Source organism: Nitrospira lenta (assembly GCF_900403705.1).
GTDB lineage: Bacteria > Nitrospirota > Nitrospiria > Nitrospirales > Nitrospiraceae > Nitrospira_D > Nitrospira_D lenta.
Genome location: NZ_OUNR01000021.1, coordinates 15,739 through 32,343, shown reverse-complemented (window position 1 = coordinate 32,343; position 16,605 = coordinate 15,739). Strand labels below are relative to the sequence as shown.

Annotated in this window: 18 protein-coding genes; 14 read left to right on the top strand and 4 right to left on the bottom strand. The window is 59.0% G+C overall.

Annotation, left to right across the window (positions count from 1 at the left end; genetic code table 11):
* Window positions 1-514: 514 nt before the first annotated feature.
* The 9 genes from NITLEN_RS16600 to NITLEN_RS16560 all read left to right on the top strand — a co-directional run bounded on the left by NITLEN_RS16600 (window position 515) and on the right by NITLEN_RS16560 (window position 7,614).
* Window positions 515-1,426, top strand: coding sequence for an HNH endonuclease (locus NITLEN_RS16600; RefSeq protein ID WP_121990767.1), 912 nt, complete (start codon window positions 515-517; stop codon window positions 1,424-1,426).
* 182 nt (window positions 1,427-1,608) lie between these two features.
* Complete coding sequence (hflX, locus tag NITLEN_RS16595) at window positions 1,609-2,997, top strand: GTPase HflX (protein ID WP_121990766.1); 1,389 nt, start codon at window positions 1,609-1,611, stop codon at window positions 2,995-2,997.
* Between the two features lie 212 nt (window positions 2,998-3,209).
* Window positions 3,210-3,416: a 2-oxoisovalerate dehydrogenase gene (locus NITLEN_RS16590; RefSeq protein ID WP_121990765.1), complete on the top strand. Its 207-nt coding sequence runs from the start codon at window positions 3,210-3,212 to the stop codon at window positions 3,414-3,416.
* Complete coding sequence (locus tag NITLEN_RS16585; protein WP_121990764.1) at window positions 3,413-3,655, top strand: type II toxin-antitoxin system HicA family toxin; 243 nt, start codon at window positions 3,413-3,415, stop codon at window positions 3,653-3,655. The genes NITLEN_RS16590 and NITLEN_RS16585 overlap by 4 nt, the downstream gene beginning before the upstream one ends.
* Before the next feature lie 227 nt (window positions 3,656-3,882).
* The gene (locus NITLEN_RS16580) at window positions 3,883-5,850 is read left to right on the top strand and encodes an OPT family oligopeptide transporter (RefSeq protein ID WP_121990763.1); all 1,968 of its coding nucleotides are present in this window, start codon (window positions 3,883-3,885) and stop codon (window positions 5,848-5,850) included.
* Between the two features lie 98 nt (window positions 5,851-5,948).
* A complete protein-coding gene (locus NITLEN_RS16575; protein WP_121990762.1) occupies window positions 5,949-6,134 on the top strand; it encodes a hypothetical protein in 186 nt (61 codons plus the stop codon).
* A gap of 86 nt (window positions 6,135-6,220) precedes the next feature.
* On the top strand, window positions 6,221-6,499 hold the full coding sequence (locus NITLEN_RS16570) for a hypothetical protein (RefSeq protein WP_121990761.1): 279 nt from the start codon (window positions 6,221-6,223) through the stop codon (window positions 6,497-6,499).
* Window positions 6,500-6,696: 197 nt separating this feature from the next.
* Complete coding sequence (locus NITLEN_RS16565; RefSeq protein WP_121990760.1) at window positions 6,697-7,260, top strand: hypothetical protein; 564 nt, start codon at window positions 6,697-6,699, stop codon at window positions 7,258-7,260.
* Between the two features lie 126 nt (window positions 7,261-7,386).
* Window positions 7,387-7,614, top strand: a complete 228-nt coding sequence (locus NITLEN_RS16560) for a hypothetical protein (RefSeq protein WP_121990759.1) — start codon at window positions 7,387-7,389, stop codon at window positions 7,612-7,614.
* A 30-nt stretch (window positions 7,615-7,644) separates the two neighbouring features.
* Here NITLEN_RS16560 and NITLEN_RS16555 read toward each other — a convergent pair whose 3' ends face one another.
* Window positions 7,645-8,667 (bottom strand): Tim44 domain-containing protein, encoded by a 1,023-nt coding sequence (locus tag NITLEN_RS16555; RefSeq protein ID WP_121990758.1) that lies wholly within the window; start codon window positions 8,665-8,667, stop codon window positions 7,645-7,647.
* 167 nt (window positions 8,668-8,834) lie between these two features.
* Between NITLEN_RS16555 and NITLEN_RS16550 the strand changes: the two genes are divergently transcribed.
* The 3 genes from NITLEN_RS16550 (at window position 8,835) to NITLEN_RS16540 (ending at window position 10,565) form a co-directional block, all read left to right on the top strand.
* On the top strand, window positions 8,835-8,975 hold the full coding sequence (locus NITLEN_RS16550; RefSeq protein WP_181416939.1) for a hypothetical protein: 141 nt from the start codon (window positions 8,835-8,837) through the stop codon (window positions 8,973-8,975).
* A gap of 178 nt (window positions 8,976-9,153) precedes the next feature.
* Window positions 9,154-9,417 carry a hypothetical protein gene (locus NITLEN_RS16545; RefSeq protein WP_121990757.1) on the top strand — a complete coding sequence of 88 codons (264 nt, stop codon included), beginning with the start codon at window positions 9,154-9,156 and terminating at the stop codon, window positions 9,415-9,417.
* 2 nt (window positions 9,418-9,419) lie between these two features.
* Entirely contained in the window at window positions 9,420-10,565 is a 1,146-nt protein-coding gene (locus NITLEN_RS16540; RefSeq protein ID WP_121990756.1) for a glutathionylspermidine synthase family protein, read from the top strand.
* Here the strand turns inward: NITLEN_RS16540 and NITLEN_RS16535 are convergent.
* A complete protein-coding gene (locus tag NITLEN_RS16535) occupies window positions 10,535-11,602 on the bottom strand; it encodes a zinc-dependent peptidase (protein WP_121990755.1) in 1,068 nt (355 codons plus the stop codon). The two genes, NITLEN_RS16540 and NITLEN_RS16535, sit on opposite strands and share 31 nt — an antisense overlap.
* Before the next feature lie 758 nt (window positions 11,603-12,360).
* Window positions 12,361-12,705 (bottom strand): hypothetical protein, encoded by a 345-nt coding sequence (locus NITLEN_RS16530; protein WP_121990754.1) that lies wholly within the window; start codon window positions 12,703-12,705, stop codon window positions 12,361-12,363.
* Between the two features lie 713 nt (window positions 12,706-13,418).
* Between NITLEN_RS16530 and NITLEN_RS16525 the strand changes: the two genes are divergently transcribed.
* Window positions 13,419-14,375 (top strand): hypothetical protein, encoded by a 957-nt coding sequence (locus NITLEN_RS16525; protein ID WP_121990753.1) that lies wholly within the window; start codon window positions 13,419-13,421, stop codon window positions 14,373-14,375.
* 411 nt (window positions 14,376-14,786) lie between these two features.
* Window positions 14,787-15,650 (top strand): SDR family oxidoreductase, encoded by an 864-nt coding sequence (locus NITLEN_RS16520; protein WP_121990752.1) that lies wholly within the window; start codon window positions 14,787-14,789, stop codon window positions 15,648-15,650.
* Here NITLEN_RS16520 and NITLEN_RS16515 read toward each other — a convergent pair.
* Window positions 15,644-16,591: a hypothetical protein gene (locus NITLEN_RS16515; protein WP_146216235.1), complete on the bottom strand. Its 948-nt coding sequence runs from the start codon at window positions 16,589-16,591 to the stop codon at window positions 15,644-15,646. The genes NITLEN_RS16520 and NITLEN_RS16515 overlap by 7 nt on opposite strands.
* Window positions 16,592-16,605 lie beyond the last annotated feature (14 nt).

The window sequence follows — 16,605 nt, the reverse complement described above, 5'->3', positions numbered from 1 at the left end:
AGTGTCGTTGCCGGTGCTAACGCGCTATCCGCGCCTCAGACACGACGACTCCAACGACGTCATACGCAACCAATCGTTCAGCGCTGGTTTCAGCTTGGGCACATTCTGTCCAAGTTTGTGAGGCTTTCGTTCCTTCTAACGGGGCCACCTCTCAAGCACCCCTACAACGATGGCCCAGGCAAAGAGTCCGAGAGATTTGAAACAGGCTGTGATTGTCATGGTGTCCATTTCCTCCTTCGGGCTACGTGCGTGATGGTTTTGAAGAATAAGCTGTCAGGATCAGTGTGATAGCGGGATGTTACAGGCACGTAGCAGGAGGGTAAATATTCTGTAACTGGGGGCGGGAAAACAATGGTGAGAGTGAGGGCCACAACAGCTTGAGAATAGGATAGAGTGCGCTGGACTGGTTCTGGCGGGTCTCGTCAGGATGGTCACTGCGGTGGCTCGGCGAGGTCGGAATGGCGCGGGTCAGTTCATGTTCCATTGTTACATGGTGTGGTGAAGGAGAGTTGTCATGGGAGATGCCGTGCGAGATGTGGAGGATATGAAGCGCCTGAAGTTGGTTGCGGACGAGTTGCATCGGGAGCTGTCGGGACGTCTTGGCCGATTGATCCGGCTGCGCACCAAGCTGCCGCTGAAAGAGTCTCACACCAACGGGTGGCGTGTGGAGCTGGGATCGTTGGGGTTGGGGGAGCCGAGATTGGAAGTCTGGTACTGCGAATGGGCTCGCGAAGGGCAGCGGAGACTGTGGTACGGGTTCTATGCGGCGCAAGCGGACAAGCTCCGGAGGAGAATCGCCGTCTTGCCGGAGTCGCTTCGGTCCGTTCGGCAATTGAATGAAAAGGACATGAGACTCGCCACCGGCTCACGAACAGACTCTGTGCTCAAGAAACCGTTAGGCTCCAGCGAATATGACCGGCCGATCTATGAAGAATTCCATGAGAGTGAGAGCGAGTATTCCTATTTCGGGCAGTTCGGATCGATGCTTCCGGAGGACTCGGAGAACATCCGGATCCTTGTGGGGCAGGCCACGGGGTTTTTTGAGAGTGTCATCAAGAGCCGGCAGCCCGACGCGCCGCCGCGCGAGAGTGACCGAGAGCAGGACTACGTGCGAGTCGTCAACCGGCATGCCGTGCGCCAGCATCTGGCCCGTGAACAGGACCGTCTCTCGGTTGAGCACTGTCTCCGGCGGGATCAGTTCAGATGCCAGGTCTGTGAAATGTCGTTTCGAGAAGTCTATGGCGAGATCGGGAACGGCTTTGCGGAGGCGCATCATGTGCTTCCGCTGGCACAGTTGGAGGAGAGTGTGGTGCCGTCAAGCCAGGACCTCGTTACGGTCTGTGCGAATTGCCACCGGATGCTGCACCGGTTGGGTGGAGAAGACGGCGATATTTCACGGCTGCGAAGAATGTTTCATCGGGAATAGGGTGGGCCATTCGAAGCAGACAGAGGCGGGGGCTTCATAGCCACACCCGCCTCTGAGTATCAGTTCTCCCCACATCGCTGATGGCGAGGCACCGTGCTGAGCGTTGCGTGCTCGCCTTCACACGAATGTCCCTGTTAAAATAAAAAACTCCTCACCCACTTGTATTCAAGGAAAAGCCAGCGATGTCGAAGCCCGCACAATCGAATGCCGTTCTTGTGGCGATCCGCACTCCTCGTGTGACCGGGGAGGAGCTGGAGAGTTCGCTGCAAGAGCTCACCCGTCTGGTGAAAACCCTCGGGCACCATGTCGTGGGCCAGGTGACGCAAAAACGTAGTTCCGATAAGTATGCGGCGGTCCTGGGTCAGGGCAAACTTGCCGAATTGGCACTGTGGACCGGTGGTTCTGGAAAAATCGAGTCGGCGTTTGAACGGCCGAAGCACAAAGCGGCGTCAAAGTTCGAATCGGCGGAGGTGGACGTCACGGACGAGTTAGAAGACGACGAATCGGATGACACGATCGAGGCTGTACCGGGTCCTCGCGAACAGGCGCAGATCGTCATCGTGGATTGTGATCTGTCGCCGTCACAATTGAAAAATCTTGAACGTGCCGCCGGCGTGCCGGTGCTCGATCGTACGGGAGTCATCATTGAGATTTTCAGCCGGCACGCGCGAACCAGAGCGGCCCGGCTTCAGGTGGAGATCGCGCGGCTCAATTATCTCGCGCCGCGTTTGCGTGAAACCGGCGGCGGCAGCGAGCGGCAGGGCGGGGGCGTCGGTGGCAAAGGGGCCGGGGAGACGAGTCTGGAGCTCGATAAGCGTCGGATCCGTGATCGCATGAAAGAACTGAGGGCGGAATTGGCGGCGATTGGGGACGAGCATCAGACGCGCCGCGCGAGACGGGAACACGAATTGACCGTCGCGCTCGTCGGGTATACCAATGCCGGAAAATCCTCGCTGATGCGCGCGATGACGGGCATCGAGGTGCTCGTGGCCGACAAGCTGTTCGCCACGCTCGATACCACGATTCGGCCGTTGTATCCTGACACGCGCCCCAAAGTGCTCATGTCCGATACGGTCGGATTTATCAAGAAACTCCCGCATGACCTCGTGGCGTCCTTCAAGTCGACGCTGGATGAAGCCGCCAGTGCCTCGCTGTTGCTGTTTGTCGTCGATGCGTCAGATCCCTCCTTTCGATCACAACTCGACGTTACGCGGAAGGTATTAGCCGAAGTCGGCGCCACGGATGTTTCCAACCTCTTGGTGCTGAATAAACGAGATCGCCTTGGACCGGACGAGCTCGCGGCCTTGAAGGCGGAATATCCCGACGCCTTTCTGCTTTCGACGAGAAGCAAAGAAGATCTGCAGGCGTTACGCGACCGCATTATGGGGTACTTTGAGAGCGATATGATCGACGAGGAATTGCTGATTCCGTTCACAGCGCAAGGGGTCATGGCCGACATCCGCGCCAGGATGCGTATCTTGTCCGAAGCCTATGATGCCGAGGGCCTGACGGTCCGGGTGCGATCGACCCCTGAGAACCTGGCTGCCATCAAAAAGAAGCTCGTGCGATGAGGCGCGGATTTTGCCATGACCCGACCGTAGTCTCAAAGAAATTCCCGCTGGTTCTGAGCAACGGAATCAGAATCTTTTACTTGTGTGGGTCCCACCTCGACTGAGTGCTTGGTCTTAAGTGCTCTCCTGAAGTCCTTAAGCCGTTGCAGGCTGGACATTGAGTGTGCGCGGGACTACCATGTGTGCATCACAGGTCTTGATGAGAGATGGCTATGAGTGAATTGATTTTTGTCGTGGAAGAGGCTCCTGAGGGCGGGTATATTGCGCGCGCGCTCGGGGAGTCGATCTTTACAGAAGCGGACACCCTGGCTGAATTGCCGGAGAAAGTCCGTGAAGCTGTCCGCTGTCACTTTGAGGAGGGTCAGGCGCCGAAGGTCGTCCGCCTTCACCATGTGCGGGAGGAAGTCATCGCCGTATGAGGCTTCCCCGCGATCTGTCCGGAAGCGATCTCGCACAGGCCCTTCGCAAGCTCGGTTACTCGACCACCCGCCAAGCTGGCAGTCACCTTCGACTCACCACCTACGAGCATGGGGAGCATCATCTTACAATTCCCCAGCATACGCCGCTTCGCATCGGTACCCTCTCCGCCATTCTTGCCGATGTGGCCGCACATTTCGATATCACTCGTGAACAGTTATTGGAACAGTTATTCGGGTAACACTGAATACGTGGAATGAAGCGAGAGAACGCACTCCTTGGTATTACCAGGTGCTGGGTCTTGAGTGACGAGCCGACCTTCCGCCGATTGCCCGTATTCGAACCGTTCGGTTGCGTTTTTTCTGCGCTGGGTTATGATGGGACCGCTGTTGCATCGGTCGGCAGTTCGTCTTCCACCGGCATGCGGGTTCATCGTATGGTCGCGGTCTTCCCGGTTCGACCTGGCTTATGAAAGACGACCAGCCCCTCGTACCTGCTTCCGCGTCGCTTCCTGAAATCACCTTCAAAGCGGTCGTGCTCTCGGTGATCCTCGCGGCCGTATTGGCTGCCGCGAACGCCTATCTGGGCCTCTTTGCCGGCATGACCGTGTCGGCTTCGATTCCTGCTGCGGTCGCTTCGATGGCGATTCTGCGCCTGTTTCGGCAGTCGAACATCCTCGAAAACAATATCGTTCAAACCGCTGCGTCGTCCGGCGAGGCGCTGGCGGCCGGGGTTATCTTCACGATTCCTGCGCTGCTGCTGGTGGGCTATTGGTCTGTCTTCGACTACTGGCAGACAGTTCTGATTGCCACGGTCGGGGGATTGCTCGGCGTGCTCTTTACCATTCCGTTGCGGCGGGCGTTGATCGTGACGGCGCGTTTGCGATTTCCCGAAGGGGTGGCGACGGCGGAGGTCTTGAAGGTCGCGGCGGCTGGTCGAAGCACGACCGGACAGGATCATTCGGCCGGCGATTTCCGGGCGCTGTTGTCGGCGGCGCTCATTGGCGGGGCGGTGAAGTTCGGCGAGAGCGGGTTACGCCTGTGGACGGAGGCGCTGGAAGGGGCTGCGACGGTCGGGCGCACGGTGATGTATGCGGGGATCAATCTCTCGCCCGCGTTGTTGGCGGTGGGGTTTATCATCGGCCTGCCGACGGCGGTGGTGGTGTTCCTCGGTGGTGTGGTGGGTTGGCTGGTTTTGCTGCCTGCCTATGGGCTGCTGCATGGCCTGCCGCCTGACAAGACGGGACTGGCGGCGGCGATGGCGATCTGGAGCGGGCAGATCCGCTACGTCGGCATCGGGGCGATGCTGACCGGAGGACTTTGGACGCTGACGCGATTGCGTGAGCCGGTGTGGCAGAGTCTGCAGACGCTCCGGGCCAGTTATAACGCATCGCGCGCGTCCGGCGGTAGTACGGTGGTGCCAAGGACGGAACAGGATGCGTCGCTCTGGTGGATCGTGGTGCCCTTTGGGTTGTCACTGATCCCGATGGCCTGGATCTATACGACGGTGGTGGACAATCCGATGATCGGCATTCTGATGACGCTCGTGATGGTCGTCGCGGCATTTTTATTTTCGTCGGTGGCCGCGTACATGGCCGGCCTGGTGGGGAGTTCCAGCAATCCGGTGTCGGGCGTGACGATTGCGACGATCATGCTGGCCGCGCTCCTGCTCGTGCTGTTCATGGGGGCCGGACATCCGGCCGGACCGGCAGCGGCGCTGGTGATTGGGGCGGTCGTCTGTTGCGCCGCCGCGATGGGGGGCGACAATCTGCAAGATTTGAAGACGGGGCATCTGGTCGGGGCGACGCCCTGGAAGCAGCAGGTGATGCAGGTGGTCGGCGTCGTGACTGGTGCCGTGGTGTTGGTGCCGGTGCTGTCGCTGCTGCAGGCTAAGTATGGGATCGGCGAGCCGACGGTCGCGCATCCGCATCCGTTGAGCGCCCCGCAAGCGACGCTGATGGCGAGTCTCACGCGGAGCGTGTTCGGTGCCGGGCTGCCCTGGCCGCTCGTGGGGCTGGGCGCGGCGATCGGCGTGCTAGTGATATTCGCGGACCGGCTGCTGGAACGGCGCGGCAGCGACTTCCGGCTTCCGGTACTCGCCGTAGCGCTGGGCGTGTATCTGCCGTTGAAGCTCTCCGCCGCCATTTTCGCGGGCGGGGTGATCGCGGAACTGGTGAAACGGGCGGCCGGGTGGGGCGATGACCCCTCGCGGCGGGGGCTGCTCTTCGCCGCCGGGTTGATTACGGGTGAAGCCCTCATGGGAATCATGCTCGCGATCCCGATTGCGCTGACCGCGCTCTGGCCAGGCCTCGGTGCCGATCCCTTTACTCTCTTCGATGTGCCGCCGTTCGGCGGCTGGCCTGGGCTGATGATCGTCGCGCTGGTAGCTGGGGCTCTCTATCGAGTGGCAATTGGATCGAGCAAGACCGGCAGATAGCCGGACATTCCAAAGGCATCGCCTCCGTTCGACTGATCTCCCCTTTCCATGCGAGACTCAGGCGCACGCCACCTGCTATTCGGTTCAAGGAGGCCATTATGTCGAGTCTGACTGCGTTCGTTCTTTCTCTGTTCCTGTTTGTCGTGACCGGCTGCGGGGCCTCCGGCTCTCGTCCCGCCGCGCCGTCGGAAGTGAAGAAGCATCCGTCGACCGTAAAACCTGCCACGCATGATGAGGGGCGCTCGATGAATGAGGAGAGTCAGAATGCCGTGATGGAGCGGTAGGCCTCTTGCCCCCCAATGTCATTCTCGCTGGGAATCAAGTACAGTGGGCGTCATTGCTCATTGCCTGATCGTGAGGAGGGGGAATCATGGGAGTATTTCGACGGCCTGAGTTGGAAAAGGATAATCCGGTTGCGCCGCAGATGTATGTGGGGCCCCGGCGAAGGCTCGCGCTGGCCCGTGCGGCGTCGATGTCGCAAGTTCCTGCGTCAGAGGATGTGACCGAAATGCTGCAGAATCTGACGGCTGCGGCGGAACGGTTTGTGGCGGGCGTGCCGGCCTCGAAGCAACGACACAAGGAACGCACTGCCTTGCTGAAGGCGATTACTCAAGCACAACGCCTCTTGTCGGACGAGCTTCCGCGCTAATGAGGGTGGTGACTGGGGTACGCGTCTGGTTCGAGGGGTACTCCAAGTTTGTGCAAGGCTCATTCGGCGTGAGCGTCATCGTCCGGCGAAATAGTTGTTGCCAGGCCGCAGGCAGAATTGGTATGGACATTCCCCCGGCGGTTTCGTCTCCGGTTTGAGAGAAGCGGGTGCCGGGGTTTTCTCTAGGATGCATGGGTATGGTTGACGGGTTGGATCAATTCCTGGCTTTCATCGGGGCGGTTGTCTGTTTGGTCGTGCTGACCCGCGGTCTGTATCGCCTCTGGCAGCTGAGGATGAGCGGATGGTTGGATGCGCTCAATGCGCGCGTGGCGCGGGTCTATTGGAAGGTGCCGAAACGCACGCTGGTCGTGTTGCCGGCGCAGGCCGCCAATGTGTGGTGGGAGATGGGGCAGAAGGACGGCGCGCCCTGCATGCAGGTGGTCGGGGAGTTTTTCTTTACGAATATCAGCGCAGAGCCGGTCTTGGTGCCGAAGACCTCTTTGGTGGTCTATGGGGCCCGGTATTGGTTCATCCCCACGTCCCACCGGGTTGAAGGAAATATCCTCGTACGACAGGCTCAGGGGTATCTATACGGTCATACCGATATTCCGTCACGCGGGTTGACGGAAGGGCGGGCGGATTGGCTGATTCTTCCTCCGGTCAGGCAGAAGGGGGAGCTGTTACAAGGACGGGCCTGTTTTATCGATGGGTATGGGAACGAGCACTGGACCCCGATGATTTCTTTTGCCTATCGGGAGTGAGACGCGAGGACGGGTTTGGTGTGCCTATGAGAGAAGGTGTCCATATTGCCAGGACGCTCATCGGTTCTTGCGGTCTTTTCGTTCCGGGGCCCACGCCGAGTGCTCGATTCTTTCCCTGCTGCAATTATGCCCATTCGCCCTGACACATCCTTCACTGGATACTTCAACTCTGAGCGCCGCAGGCAGTTCTATGAAGGCCATCGGTCTCTCGCGCTGACGATGATTCTGATTGTGTTCCTGTCTCCCTTTGCCGGACTCTATGTGGCCAATCTCTTCGGCGCGGTCATCGGGGTGCTCCTCTCCTTCGTTGCCTACTACGTGACTCCGTGTATCTGGCAGAAGGCCGGCGGGTGATCCGCCGGCCTTGCCGTGTTCCGCTACTGGTTACTGTTGGATCGCTGACAGGAGCCACTTGCCGTTCTGGAATCGCACAAAGGTCCAGACTTCACTCGACTCGGCCGGTGTCTCGTCGCTGCCTTCGATGAGATAGCCCGGCTCTCCACGTTGCTTCTTGGTTGAGACGGTATAGTCGCGGGCGCTCCAGTGAAGCCCCACCGTAGCGTACTGCATCGCGCTTTCGGTCCAGGCTTCCCGGACGTCCGCTCGTCCGAGTACGACATCTTCCACACGGTTTTCGATGTCCAGGCTGACATTCTCGGCTAAGGCGGTACTGAAGTAGGTGAGCATTTCCGGTGTGACGAAGTGTTTCAGTTCGGCCAGGTCTTGCTTGCTCCAGGCGGTCTGAATGTCGGTTAGGAGTTGCTGAAAGGCTGCTTTGTCCGCGATGGTGATATCGAGATCAGTCGTCGCGGGCCGAAAGGTGGCGGTTGAGGATTCTGCCAAGAGGCTTCCGGTGACGGCGCTGCTCCGCGTGATGCCGGACAACACTGGGGCGGGCGTTCGCCGGACTTTCAGGAAATAATAAGCGGCGGCGGCTCCGAGGACCATGAGGAAAAGGAGCAGGCCGTTGTTGCTGGATGCGCCGGCTGTCTGAGTAGCGGCGTCGCCGGCTTCGTTGGTTTTTGCGCTGCTCTCCGTGGCGTCGAAGAGCATGTGACCGATCCAGGATCCGGCGAGGCCGCCGGCGATCCCGGCCAGGAGGGGATTGCGCTGCAAGAAGGATGGTTGCGATGCCGGTGTCGGCTGGGCTGCGGGGGACGGGCTTGTTGCGGTCGATGGCGGGGTGGCTGTGGCCGGCTTTGGGGTCGCCGACTGTTGAATCGGCTGGGCGCCGTTCTGGTCGTGGGTGCGTGAACCGCGGCTGCCGATGTTGCCTGAGGCGCTGCTGCTCCGTGACCCGCCGGAAAAGCCTCCGCCGGATCCGCCTCTGGCTTTTGCCAAGGAGATGGCCGGAGTTCCGATGAGCGCAAGTACGATGCATGATGCGATGACTTTTGTTGTATTCAAGTGCGATTCCTTTCAATCAATGCGAGAGACTAACGGAATGAGCTGTGTCATCTTAACAGTAACGGGATCGAGAAGGCGGTTTATTCGAGAACCGACGGGATTGCATCCGCTGGTCACGCCGCTTCTTAGTCGTTTTTGTGGCGTGACCCATCCTCTATGATCTGTTCATGAATACGACGTTGAAACGGCTGGCAGCGCTCCAGCCCAATCCCCTGGCGACGATGCACGGCTCGGTCTATGTCGGCGACGGAGAGAACGCACTCCACGATCTTGCCGGAGTCTTCCGAGACGTGCTGGGCGTTTCGTAACGGTTCCCGCACCGGGAAGAACCGGGTTATCGAGTCTGTCGATTTCCCTCAGCACGTTCGTGCATTTGGCCCACCTTGCCTGTCGAGAATCCGTGTAAGATGTTCCCGTAGGCTGTGAGCGTCAGTCCGCCTCTCTGTCCCTTCCTTGTTTTCCTGTTTTTTTGTGTGAAAGGTCTCCATGGTAAAGAAATGGCCGGATGGGCCGTTGCCCGGTGTGGTGGCTCCTCGTCTGCGGCAATCAATTGAGGTGCGGGTGAGTCTGGCGGCGATAGCCGACGGCATGGGGGAGATGGTCTGGATCGCGGCCGGGCATCGTGCCGATACGATGCCGGATCCCGGCCCGGCCAACGGCATTCCTGATGACGGGGTGATGGACGAGTGTGAAAGAGGCGGGTTTGGCCGGACCGGCGGATCATTCTATAAACCGGAAGAGGGGCGATAGGTATGTATCGCCGTGCGATGCCGCCGCGAGCTGATTGGCCTGCGCAACTCGACCGGATTGGTCTCACCTATCACAGTGAGGATGGAGGGTATTGGCGAGAGGATGTGGCCTATGAGTTTTCTCCACAACAGATCGATTGCCTGGAATCCGCCACGGTTTCACTGCATCGGCTCTGTGTCGATGCGGTTGAGCGGATCATCCGCGAGGATCGCTTTGCCGATCTCCGGATTCCTGAAGGTTGGCGACCGCGCATCATTGAGTCGTGGGAGCGGCAGGAGCCGTCGCTCTATGGACGGTTTGATTTTTGGTATGACGGGGTGGGGGTGCCGAAACTGCTGGAGTACAACGCCGATACGCCGACTTCTTTGATTGAAGCGGCGGTCGGGCAGTGGGGATGGCAGCGAGAGATCTGTCCGGAGGCGGATCAATTCAATAGCCTGCATGAGCGGTTGATCGGGCAGTGGGGAGCAATTCGAGGACAGGCCTCATCCGATCTGCTCCATCTGGTCTGCTTGGATCAGAGTGACGAAGACCGGCAGACGGTGATCTATCTGGCCGATACGGCGACTCAAGCCGGGTGGCGGGTGCAGACGCTGCCCATTGAGCAGGTCGGGTGGGTGCCAGGCCGTCGGCGGTTCGTGGATGGCCGCAACGAACCCATCTCGGTGCTCTTCAAGCTCTATCCCTGGGAATGGCTCTGTCAGGACGCCTTTGCCGTGGACCTATCCAGGTCTTCGATGCTGGTACTGGAACCGGCGTGGAAACAGGTGCTCAGTCACAAAGGTCTGTTGGCATTGTTGTGGGAGTGGTATCCCGATCACCAGAATCTATTGCCCGCCTTCTGTTCAGGACCAGGGGATTGCACCGCCTATGTCCGGAAACCATTTTGGTCGCGTGAAGGCGCCAATATTTCGATTGTGAACGGGGATCAGGTGCTGACAACACCCGGGCCCTATGATGCGGAGACCTCAGTCTTTCAACAGTATGTGTCGTTGCCGGCATTTGAGGGATGGCATCCGGTCATTGGGTCCTGGGTGATTGGGGATGAGCCGGCGGGGATTGGTATTCGAGAGGATCGCGGGTTGATCCATGGGAACCAGAGCCGCTTCGTGCCGCACTATGTGGTGAAGGGCGTGTCCGTATCCTGAGGAGGCGCGTTTGTCTGTGTGTTTGGGGCGTTGGCCTTGGATTCTGTGCTCCTGCTGTTTGTTCCCGCCTTCTTCAAACAACAATGTTTATATTTGTCCCCGCTGCCGCAGGGACAGGGTGCGTTGCGGCTGAGTCCCCGACGGCGCCAGGGGAGGGTGGGGAGGAGCGCTTCGGTGTCCTGATGGAAGAGGTCTCGCAAGAGGGTATAGAGGGCGGGATCGCGTTGTTTCAATAGGTCGGGTGAAGTGAAGAAGTACTCGGCCAGCACTGCGAAGAATTCGTGTTCGTTCGTATAGGCATAATTGTTGATATGGGTACGGCGGGAAGAAGGGTGGGCCAGTTCCCGGGCCACGTACCTGGCCCACTGCCGAACCGCCATCCAGGGAACTTCAGGCGGCAGCCCATATTCGCCGGCTTCTTGTTCGACGAGGTGCGCAAATTCGTGCACGCCCACGTTCTGTGTGCCGGGTTGCGAAGAAAATCCCGCCAGTAACGCCGGCTTTGAGAGAATCATTACCCCGCTCAAATGATGTAGGCCGACCATGCCCAGAATGTGTTCGTTCGACCCGCCGCGAGTCTGATAGGCGTCATCGAAGGCATCCGGATAGATCAGCACTTCACGCAGCCGATGGTATTCCCAGTCATGGAATCCAAAGACCGGGATGACGGCACTCGCTGCAACCAATACGCGAACGGTTTCGTCCACATCAGTGCGAATGCCGGTGATCTGAACTTCATCGAGAAAGATTTGCATCAGTTGCCGGAACCTGATCTTGCCCGGCTCATCGAGTGCTAGGAAAAAAGCCACATGTGTACGAAGTATCTCCTCCTGCTCTCCGGGAAACGGTTGCCGCAGTATCGTCATTCGACGAACGTAGGGCCGCCGTACCCACCAGTAGGTGACGGGAGAGAGTCCAAGCAGAGGCCATAGCGGAGGAATGAGCCAGGTCAGCCATCCTGCCGTTCCGGCTACCAGGAGGGTTGCTGTGAGTGCTTGTCGTTGGTTCCGACGTTGAGCTTCCGGTGTTAAGAGCATTCAGCCGATCTCCAAGCAATAGGCCTCTATCGGGTCTGGATTCTACTCCAAATCGTCTCGTTATGACCTCGGCCTGTATTTTGGGAGTGCAGTTCCGGCCTCAGGTCCTTGGCGAGAACCTGAGAGTCAGTTCTGCATTCTCTTCTTCGTTCAAGACGGAATTATTCGGCCATGTTAATCTAACAGATTGAAAATACGATGAAAAATTAAGTATTTTTCTATCGTGTTTTCTCTGGCCCGTTCGTGCTAAAATCCCCTTGCTGCTTTCTTGGTCGCCATGGGTCTTCACCCGGCGGTCGGAAGTCGGGGAGGTGATGTGGCCATCACCTCCCCTTTTTTTTGTGTTGTGGCATTCTTGCCCCACTTTCCTTCATCTCTGCCAGTTCCCCAGCAAGAGGCAGCTCTTCTCCCCGCAGTAAGTTCATCTATCTGGTTTCTGATCCGAACCCTCTCTCTGCATTCTATTGCACTAGGATTCCCTGGCGGGTTCGACAAGACGCGGTCGAGAGTGTTCGATGCTGAATCGGTTGGGAGCTTTCGGGGTGTAGTGGACGGGACATGGAGGGAGAGTCACTGATGGAGAGGTGTGATCGGATGAAGGGGGCGACGATCGAGTCGGCGGAAACATGTCGAAGAAAAAGTGAATGGAGAAATCTGATTCGAACTGCGTTTCGGAATTGCGGGAGTCGGGGTTGAGAGAATGCGGGGGGGGGAGAGAGGCGAGGAGGCGACGTGACCGTCGCCTCCTCATGGTGCGACTACTTCTTCTTCTTCGCGGCAGCCTTTTTTACAGGCTTCTTCGCTGCTGCTTTCTTCGTGGCCATGAGTACTTCACCCCCCTTCGATGTAAAAAGTTGTGAGTCGATGTGACAGGTATAGCAGAGATTGCGCGGCGAGTAAATTACTTCCGCTCGGATTTTGTCGGTCATGTGAAAAATGGATGGGGCGTCCGCATCCCGTGGTTCGCTCATTTGTGGAGGAGCGAAGGCTGGCTGAGACAAGGGCGCATATCTGAGTTGCTTCGTCTGGAGTGCGGCTTCAGACGATCGTTTTGTGCCTGCGGTGTGCAATGCGATCGGCGCTGAGCGTTTACTGGAGCTCATTTCCGGCTCTTCGATTGTCTGTGGAATGATGGCTGGCGTACCAGTGACTGTCGGTGACTCGGCTATTCTGAGTGTCCGATGCTCTATTGAAGGCGCGCGGAAGAGGAGGAGCCGGACGTGTGGTTTGAGTTGCGCCGGTGATTCGATGGCGTGGGCTCATGAAAATATTTTTCATGAAAGACCCTTCCCACACCCTCATATCGATTCGATGGAGTTCTGAATCAGGGACAGGAACCTCAGCGGATGCTGTACGGTTCATTTCCTGATTCAACTGTATTGCGGCCTATCGTTCGATTATGTCTCCGACTCTCATCGACACGGCGGAGTTTGCGTAGATGCATAGGCTGAGCGTGGATCAATGGGGAGAGACTGTTCGCGTAGACCGGCTCCTAGCCTGACTCTGCCTGCCCTTGCATCAGGTTTGGGCGGGGGCGTAGGCTCATACTAACTTCTCGCAGTCGCCTCATTCTGTAGGTGGTGCTATGGTCCTCCGTGGAGCTTCAATCCAGCGGTCCGGACCTGCCGGGTGTTTTCATTCCACCAGACGGGCGGTTGGCTCTCTCTCAAGCGGACGAACGGCCAGTCATGCAGCGACTCGCGTAGCGGGTGCCATTTTTGGCGCCGCTTCTCCACATCGCGTTATCCGAATCGGGTCCACAGGCCTGTGGCGCACCACCAACGGCCTGATTGCCCGAGGCGGAAAGGAGGTTGTCATGACCTATCGCTATAGCGGTATCGACATCATCGTTGGCTTTGGCCTGTGCGCCATTGTCTTCGGCGCGCTGTTTTTCTTCGTGGCTACGACCGGCACCTTCCTTGTTGCCGCGCCGCCTGCGATGAGTGAGCCATTTTTCAGTTCAGTGGACGGGATGGTGTGGTTGCAGCCTGCCCTGGGGAAAGCCATCGTCGATCGTACAATCCTGCAACGACAGAGCGATCGCATTACGGCCCAGGCGATATTGGAATGGGACCAGGCGTTGCTCGCACACTATAGTCTGCAATCCATGCCCGGGGGCCCCCTTGGATTTATCATGGACCGTGCGGCGACGATGCCGGATGATCACGCGGCTCGCGCCCAGGCGGTCATGGGGCGTTCCATCGTGAATGGGACCAGGCGTGGCGTGCTTAGCGGGATCCTGTCGGCGAATCACGCGCACGCTCCGTACAATCGCGACATGATCGGCGCTGCGGAGTTATTGGGAGAGCGTATGCATGGGGCATTCATCGCGACATGGCAACCGTTGCTCGGTCGCTGGATTGTGGAGGCCGGACTGGACTATGCCGTTCGGGCGGCTGCGGTGCAGGAGCAGTTGGGCCTGGCGATTATTCATGTGGCTCAGGCCAGGACCGGGCTGGAAGAGGCGTGGGGCGTGAATCAATATCAGCTCGGGACGTTGCTGGCGGCGGTCGATCGTGCGGCAACGATGACGGAATCGGCCGATCAGGTCCTACTGGCAGGCACGATGCCGGCGGTAGGGGCCGTGGTGCAGGCGCCGGAACAGGCGATGGTTTGGCCTGGGGTTCCACTCGGGTATTTGTTTGCCGCGATGATTGGGATGGCGCTGGTGTTTTTCAGTGGGTTGAGGCTGTCTGCCATGGGTCGGGAGGCACGAGCGCAGGCGGACTTACGGCGCGAGCGTGATCGTTGGGTCTATCGTCTGTCGACATAAGGGGCGATATAACAGGCTGGCTGGCAGGAGGGGGCGGCCTGCGCCAGCCAGCCGTCGAACGCCGGCTGGCTTCGGGGGATGGGATGAGCCTGCCGGAAGATTGTGAGGGATGTCATGGTCATACTGATTGGTCTGGTGACGATCGGTGCGCTTGTGTGGTTGGTGGCGTGGTCGCTGGCGGGAGAAAGCGATGCGGAGCATCGGCATCGGGCTGAGATGAAAGGTCCATCAGAGATAAAACGTCCGCCTGATGTAAGGGTACCGTTCAGACGAGCCGCCTAGTCCGTCGAGGCTCTTCTTGTCGGCCTCTTGGGCCCATTCCGGCGTTGTGTCTTTCGAGGGCGCCGGATACAATTCCGCACCGGAATAAGAGTTGGGATATCGCAGTGCTCATGCGCGAGAAGGAGGAGAATGAGTCCGCCGATTGATCGAGCCATTGTCATAACCGGGGCGTCGACCGGCATCGGGGCGGCCTGCGCGTGGCATCTCGACCGGCTTGGCTTTACGGTGCTGGCCGGAGTGCGTCGGATCGAGGATGGTGAATCTCTGCGGGCGCAGGGCTCGGCTCGGCTCCAGCCCATGTTACTCGATGTCACCGATGCGGGCTCGATCGAACGGGCGCGGCGGCAGATTGCCGAGCAGGTCGGGCCTCGCGGCTTGGCCGGATTGGTGAATAACGCGGGCATTGCGGTGGCCGGTCCGCTGGAGGCCGTGCCGATTGCCGATCTGCGCCGGCAGCTTGAGGTAAATGTGATCGGGCCGGTCGCGGTGACCCAGGCGTTCCTTCCGCTGCTTCGCAAAGGGCGCGGGCGCATCGTCAACATGGGATCGATAGCGGGGCGGGCGGCGATGCCGGTGATGGGCCCCTACTCGGCCTCGAAGTTTGCGTTGGAAGCATTGACGGATGCCCTGCGCCTCGAAGTGCAGCAGTGGGGAATTCAGGTTTCCATTGTGGAGCCGGGGGCGATTGCCACGCCGATCTGGACGAAGTCCGGTGCGAAGGCCGAAGAACTGGAGTCGGTCACGTCGGAAGAATTGAAGACGTTATATGCCGGAGTGATCGCGGGAGTCCGGACGCGCGTGGCTGAGGCGGCGGCGCGGGCGATTTCCCCCGATGCCGTTTCGGATGCCGTGGTGCATGCCTTGACGGCCTCCCGTCCGAAGACCCGGTATCTTGTCGGAAGGGATGCGAAGGTCCGTGCGCTGATGATCAAGCTGCTCTCGGACCGGTGGTCGGACCGGCTGATGACGTGGATTCTGAAGTTGCCTCAATGACTGCCGGTGACCGATTTCATCCGGCTCAATCCTAAGTCTTCCTTCGACACATCAAACGAAAAGCGCATTTGCACGGCCAGATACTTCTGGGTCAGGCCAGGCTTGTCCAGCGGCTGGTCTTGCTCGTGGTAGACGGCGAGTTCCATGTCACGCCAGCGCAACGCGAGCCCCACGATCCAATCCATTTCCGTCGGCTGGGCCTGATTGCTGCCGTCCCGATCGGTAAAGAAATTCACGTCCCCGTAGAGGACGACTTTGTTTTTGTAGAGATCGAGGTCTGCGTGGGCTACGTAACGAAAGAGGGCTCGCCCGGTATTATCGGGCCGGGCGAAGTAATTGCTGTTATGAAACAACCAGCCGGCTCCTGCGTACATCGTCAGGCTCTGGTTGGGAAAGAGCTTCCGCCACCAGGCCATGTCCTGGGCCGATTGCAGCTTGGCCGTGATCATGCCGTCAGCATAGGCCTGCTTGATGCCTCGGCGATCGAGCGGCGCATCCCGTTCATATTGAAGGCGCCAGGAAAAATGATCGACGACGCCCGTGAAGGCGTAGGTACTATCCCATTCACTGAGTTCGATCCAGCCGTTTGTTCGATCGGAAAAGAAATTCTGGTCTGTATAGAAGGTCAGATACTGTTTATAGAGGTCTGTTTCAAGGTGGATCATATGGCGCAGCCCGACGAGGCCGCTGTTGTCTGGCCGGGCGGCGAAGGACGGGTTCTTGGCAAATGCGCCGGTCAATAGATAGCCGGCGAAGAGACTCTCTTCGGACCCCCGGTCCGTGTCATTGGGATCGTCCATCGAGGGCAGAGGACGGCCGTACTTTTCCAGCGCCAGGGCGACGGCGGGCAGGCCACACGCGAGAAGCGACAGAGTGAGTACGCATGCAAGGTATCGGCGCAGCGCCAGCATGGGGTAGGAGTACCATGATTCTCGGCGCACGGCTAGGCGGAAAC

What these genes read in the sequence shown, in the direction of transcription:
- NITLEN_RS16560 (WP_121990759.1), top strand. Translation starts at nt 7,387, where the DNA reads ATGCCCATTCGCCCTGACACATCCTTCACTGGATACTTCAACTCTGAG.
- NITLEN_RS16525 (WP_121990753.1), top strand. Translation starts at nt 13,419, where the DNA reads ATGACCTATCGCTATAGCGGTATCGACATCATCGTTGGCTTTGGCCTG.
- NITLEN_RS16535 (WP_121990755.1), bottom strand. Translation starts at nt 11,602, where the DNA reads ATGCTCTTAACACCGGAAGCTCAACGTCGGAACCAACGACAAGCACTC.
- NITLEN_RS16575 (WP_121990762.1), top strand. Translation starts at nt 5,949, where the DNA reads ATGTCGAGTCTGACTGCGTTCGTTCTTTCTCTGTTCCTGTTTGTCGTG.
- NITLEN_RS16540 (WP_121990756.1), top strand. Translation starts at nt 9,420, where the DNA reads ATGTATCGCCGTGCGATGCCGCCGCGAGCTGATTGGCCTGCGCAACTC.
- NITLEN_RS16530 (WP_121990754.1), bottom strand. Translation starts at nt 12,705, where the DNA reads ATGAGCTCCAGTAAACGCTCAGCGCCGATCGCATTGCACACCGCAGGC.
- NITLEN_RS16580 (WP_121990763.1), top strand. Translation starts at nt 3,883, where the DNA reads ATGAAAGACGACCAGCCCCTCGTACCTGCTTCCGCGTCGCTTCCTGAA.
- NITLEN_RS16600 (WP_121990767.1), top strand. Translation starts at nt 515, where the DNA reads ATGGGAGATGCCGTGCGAGATGTGGAGGATATGAAGCGCCTGAAGTTG.
- NITLEN_RS16550 (WP_181416939.1), top strand. Translation starts at nt 8,835, where the DNA reads ATGAATACGACGTTGAAACGGCTGGCAGCGCTCCAGCCCAATCCCCTG.
- NITLEN_RS16565 (WP_121990760.1), top strand. Translation starts at nt 6,697, where the DNA reads ATGGTTGACGGGTTGGATCAATTCCTGGCTTTCATCGGGGCGGTTGTC.
- hflX (WP_121990766.1), top strand. Translation starts at nt 1,609, where the DNA reads ATGTCGAAGCCCGCACAATCGAATGCCGTTCTTGTGGCGATCCGCACT.
- NITLEN_RS16570 (WP_121990761.1), top strand. Translation starts at nt 6,221, where the DNA reads ATGGGAGTATTTCGACGGCCTGAGTTGGAAAAGGATAATCCGGTTGCG.
- NITLEN_RS16520 (WP_121990752.1), top strand. Translation starts at nt 14,787, where the DNA reads ATGAGTCCGCCGATTGATCGAGCCATTGTCATAACCGGGGCGTCGACC.
- NITLEN_RS16585 (WP_121990764.1), top strand. Translation starts at nt 3,413, where the DNA reads ATGAGGCTTCCCCGCGATCTGTCCGGAAGCGATCTCGCACAGGCCCTT.
- NITLEN_RS16590 (WP_121990765.1), top strand. Translation starts at nt 3,210, where the DNA reads ATGAGTGAATTGATTTTTGTCGTGGAAGAGGCTCCTGAGGGCGGGTAT.
- NITLEN_RS16545 (WP_121990757.1), top strand. Translation starts at nt 9,154, where the DNA reads ATGGTAAAGAAATGGCCGGATGGGCCGTTGCCCGGTGTGGTGGCTCCT.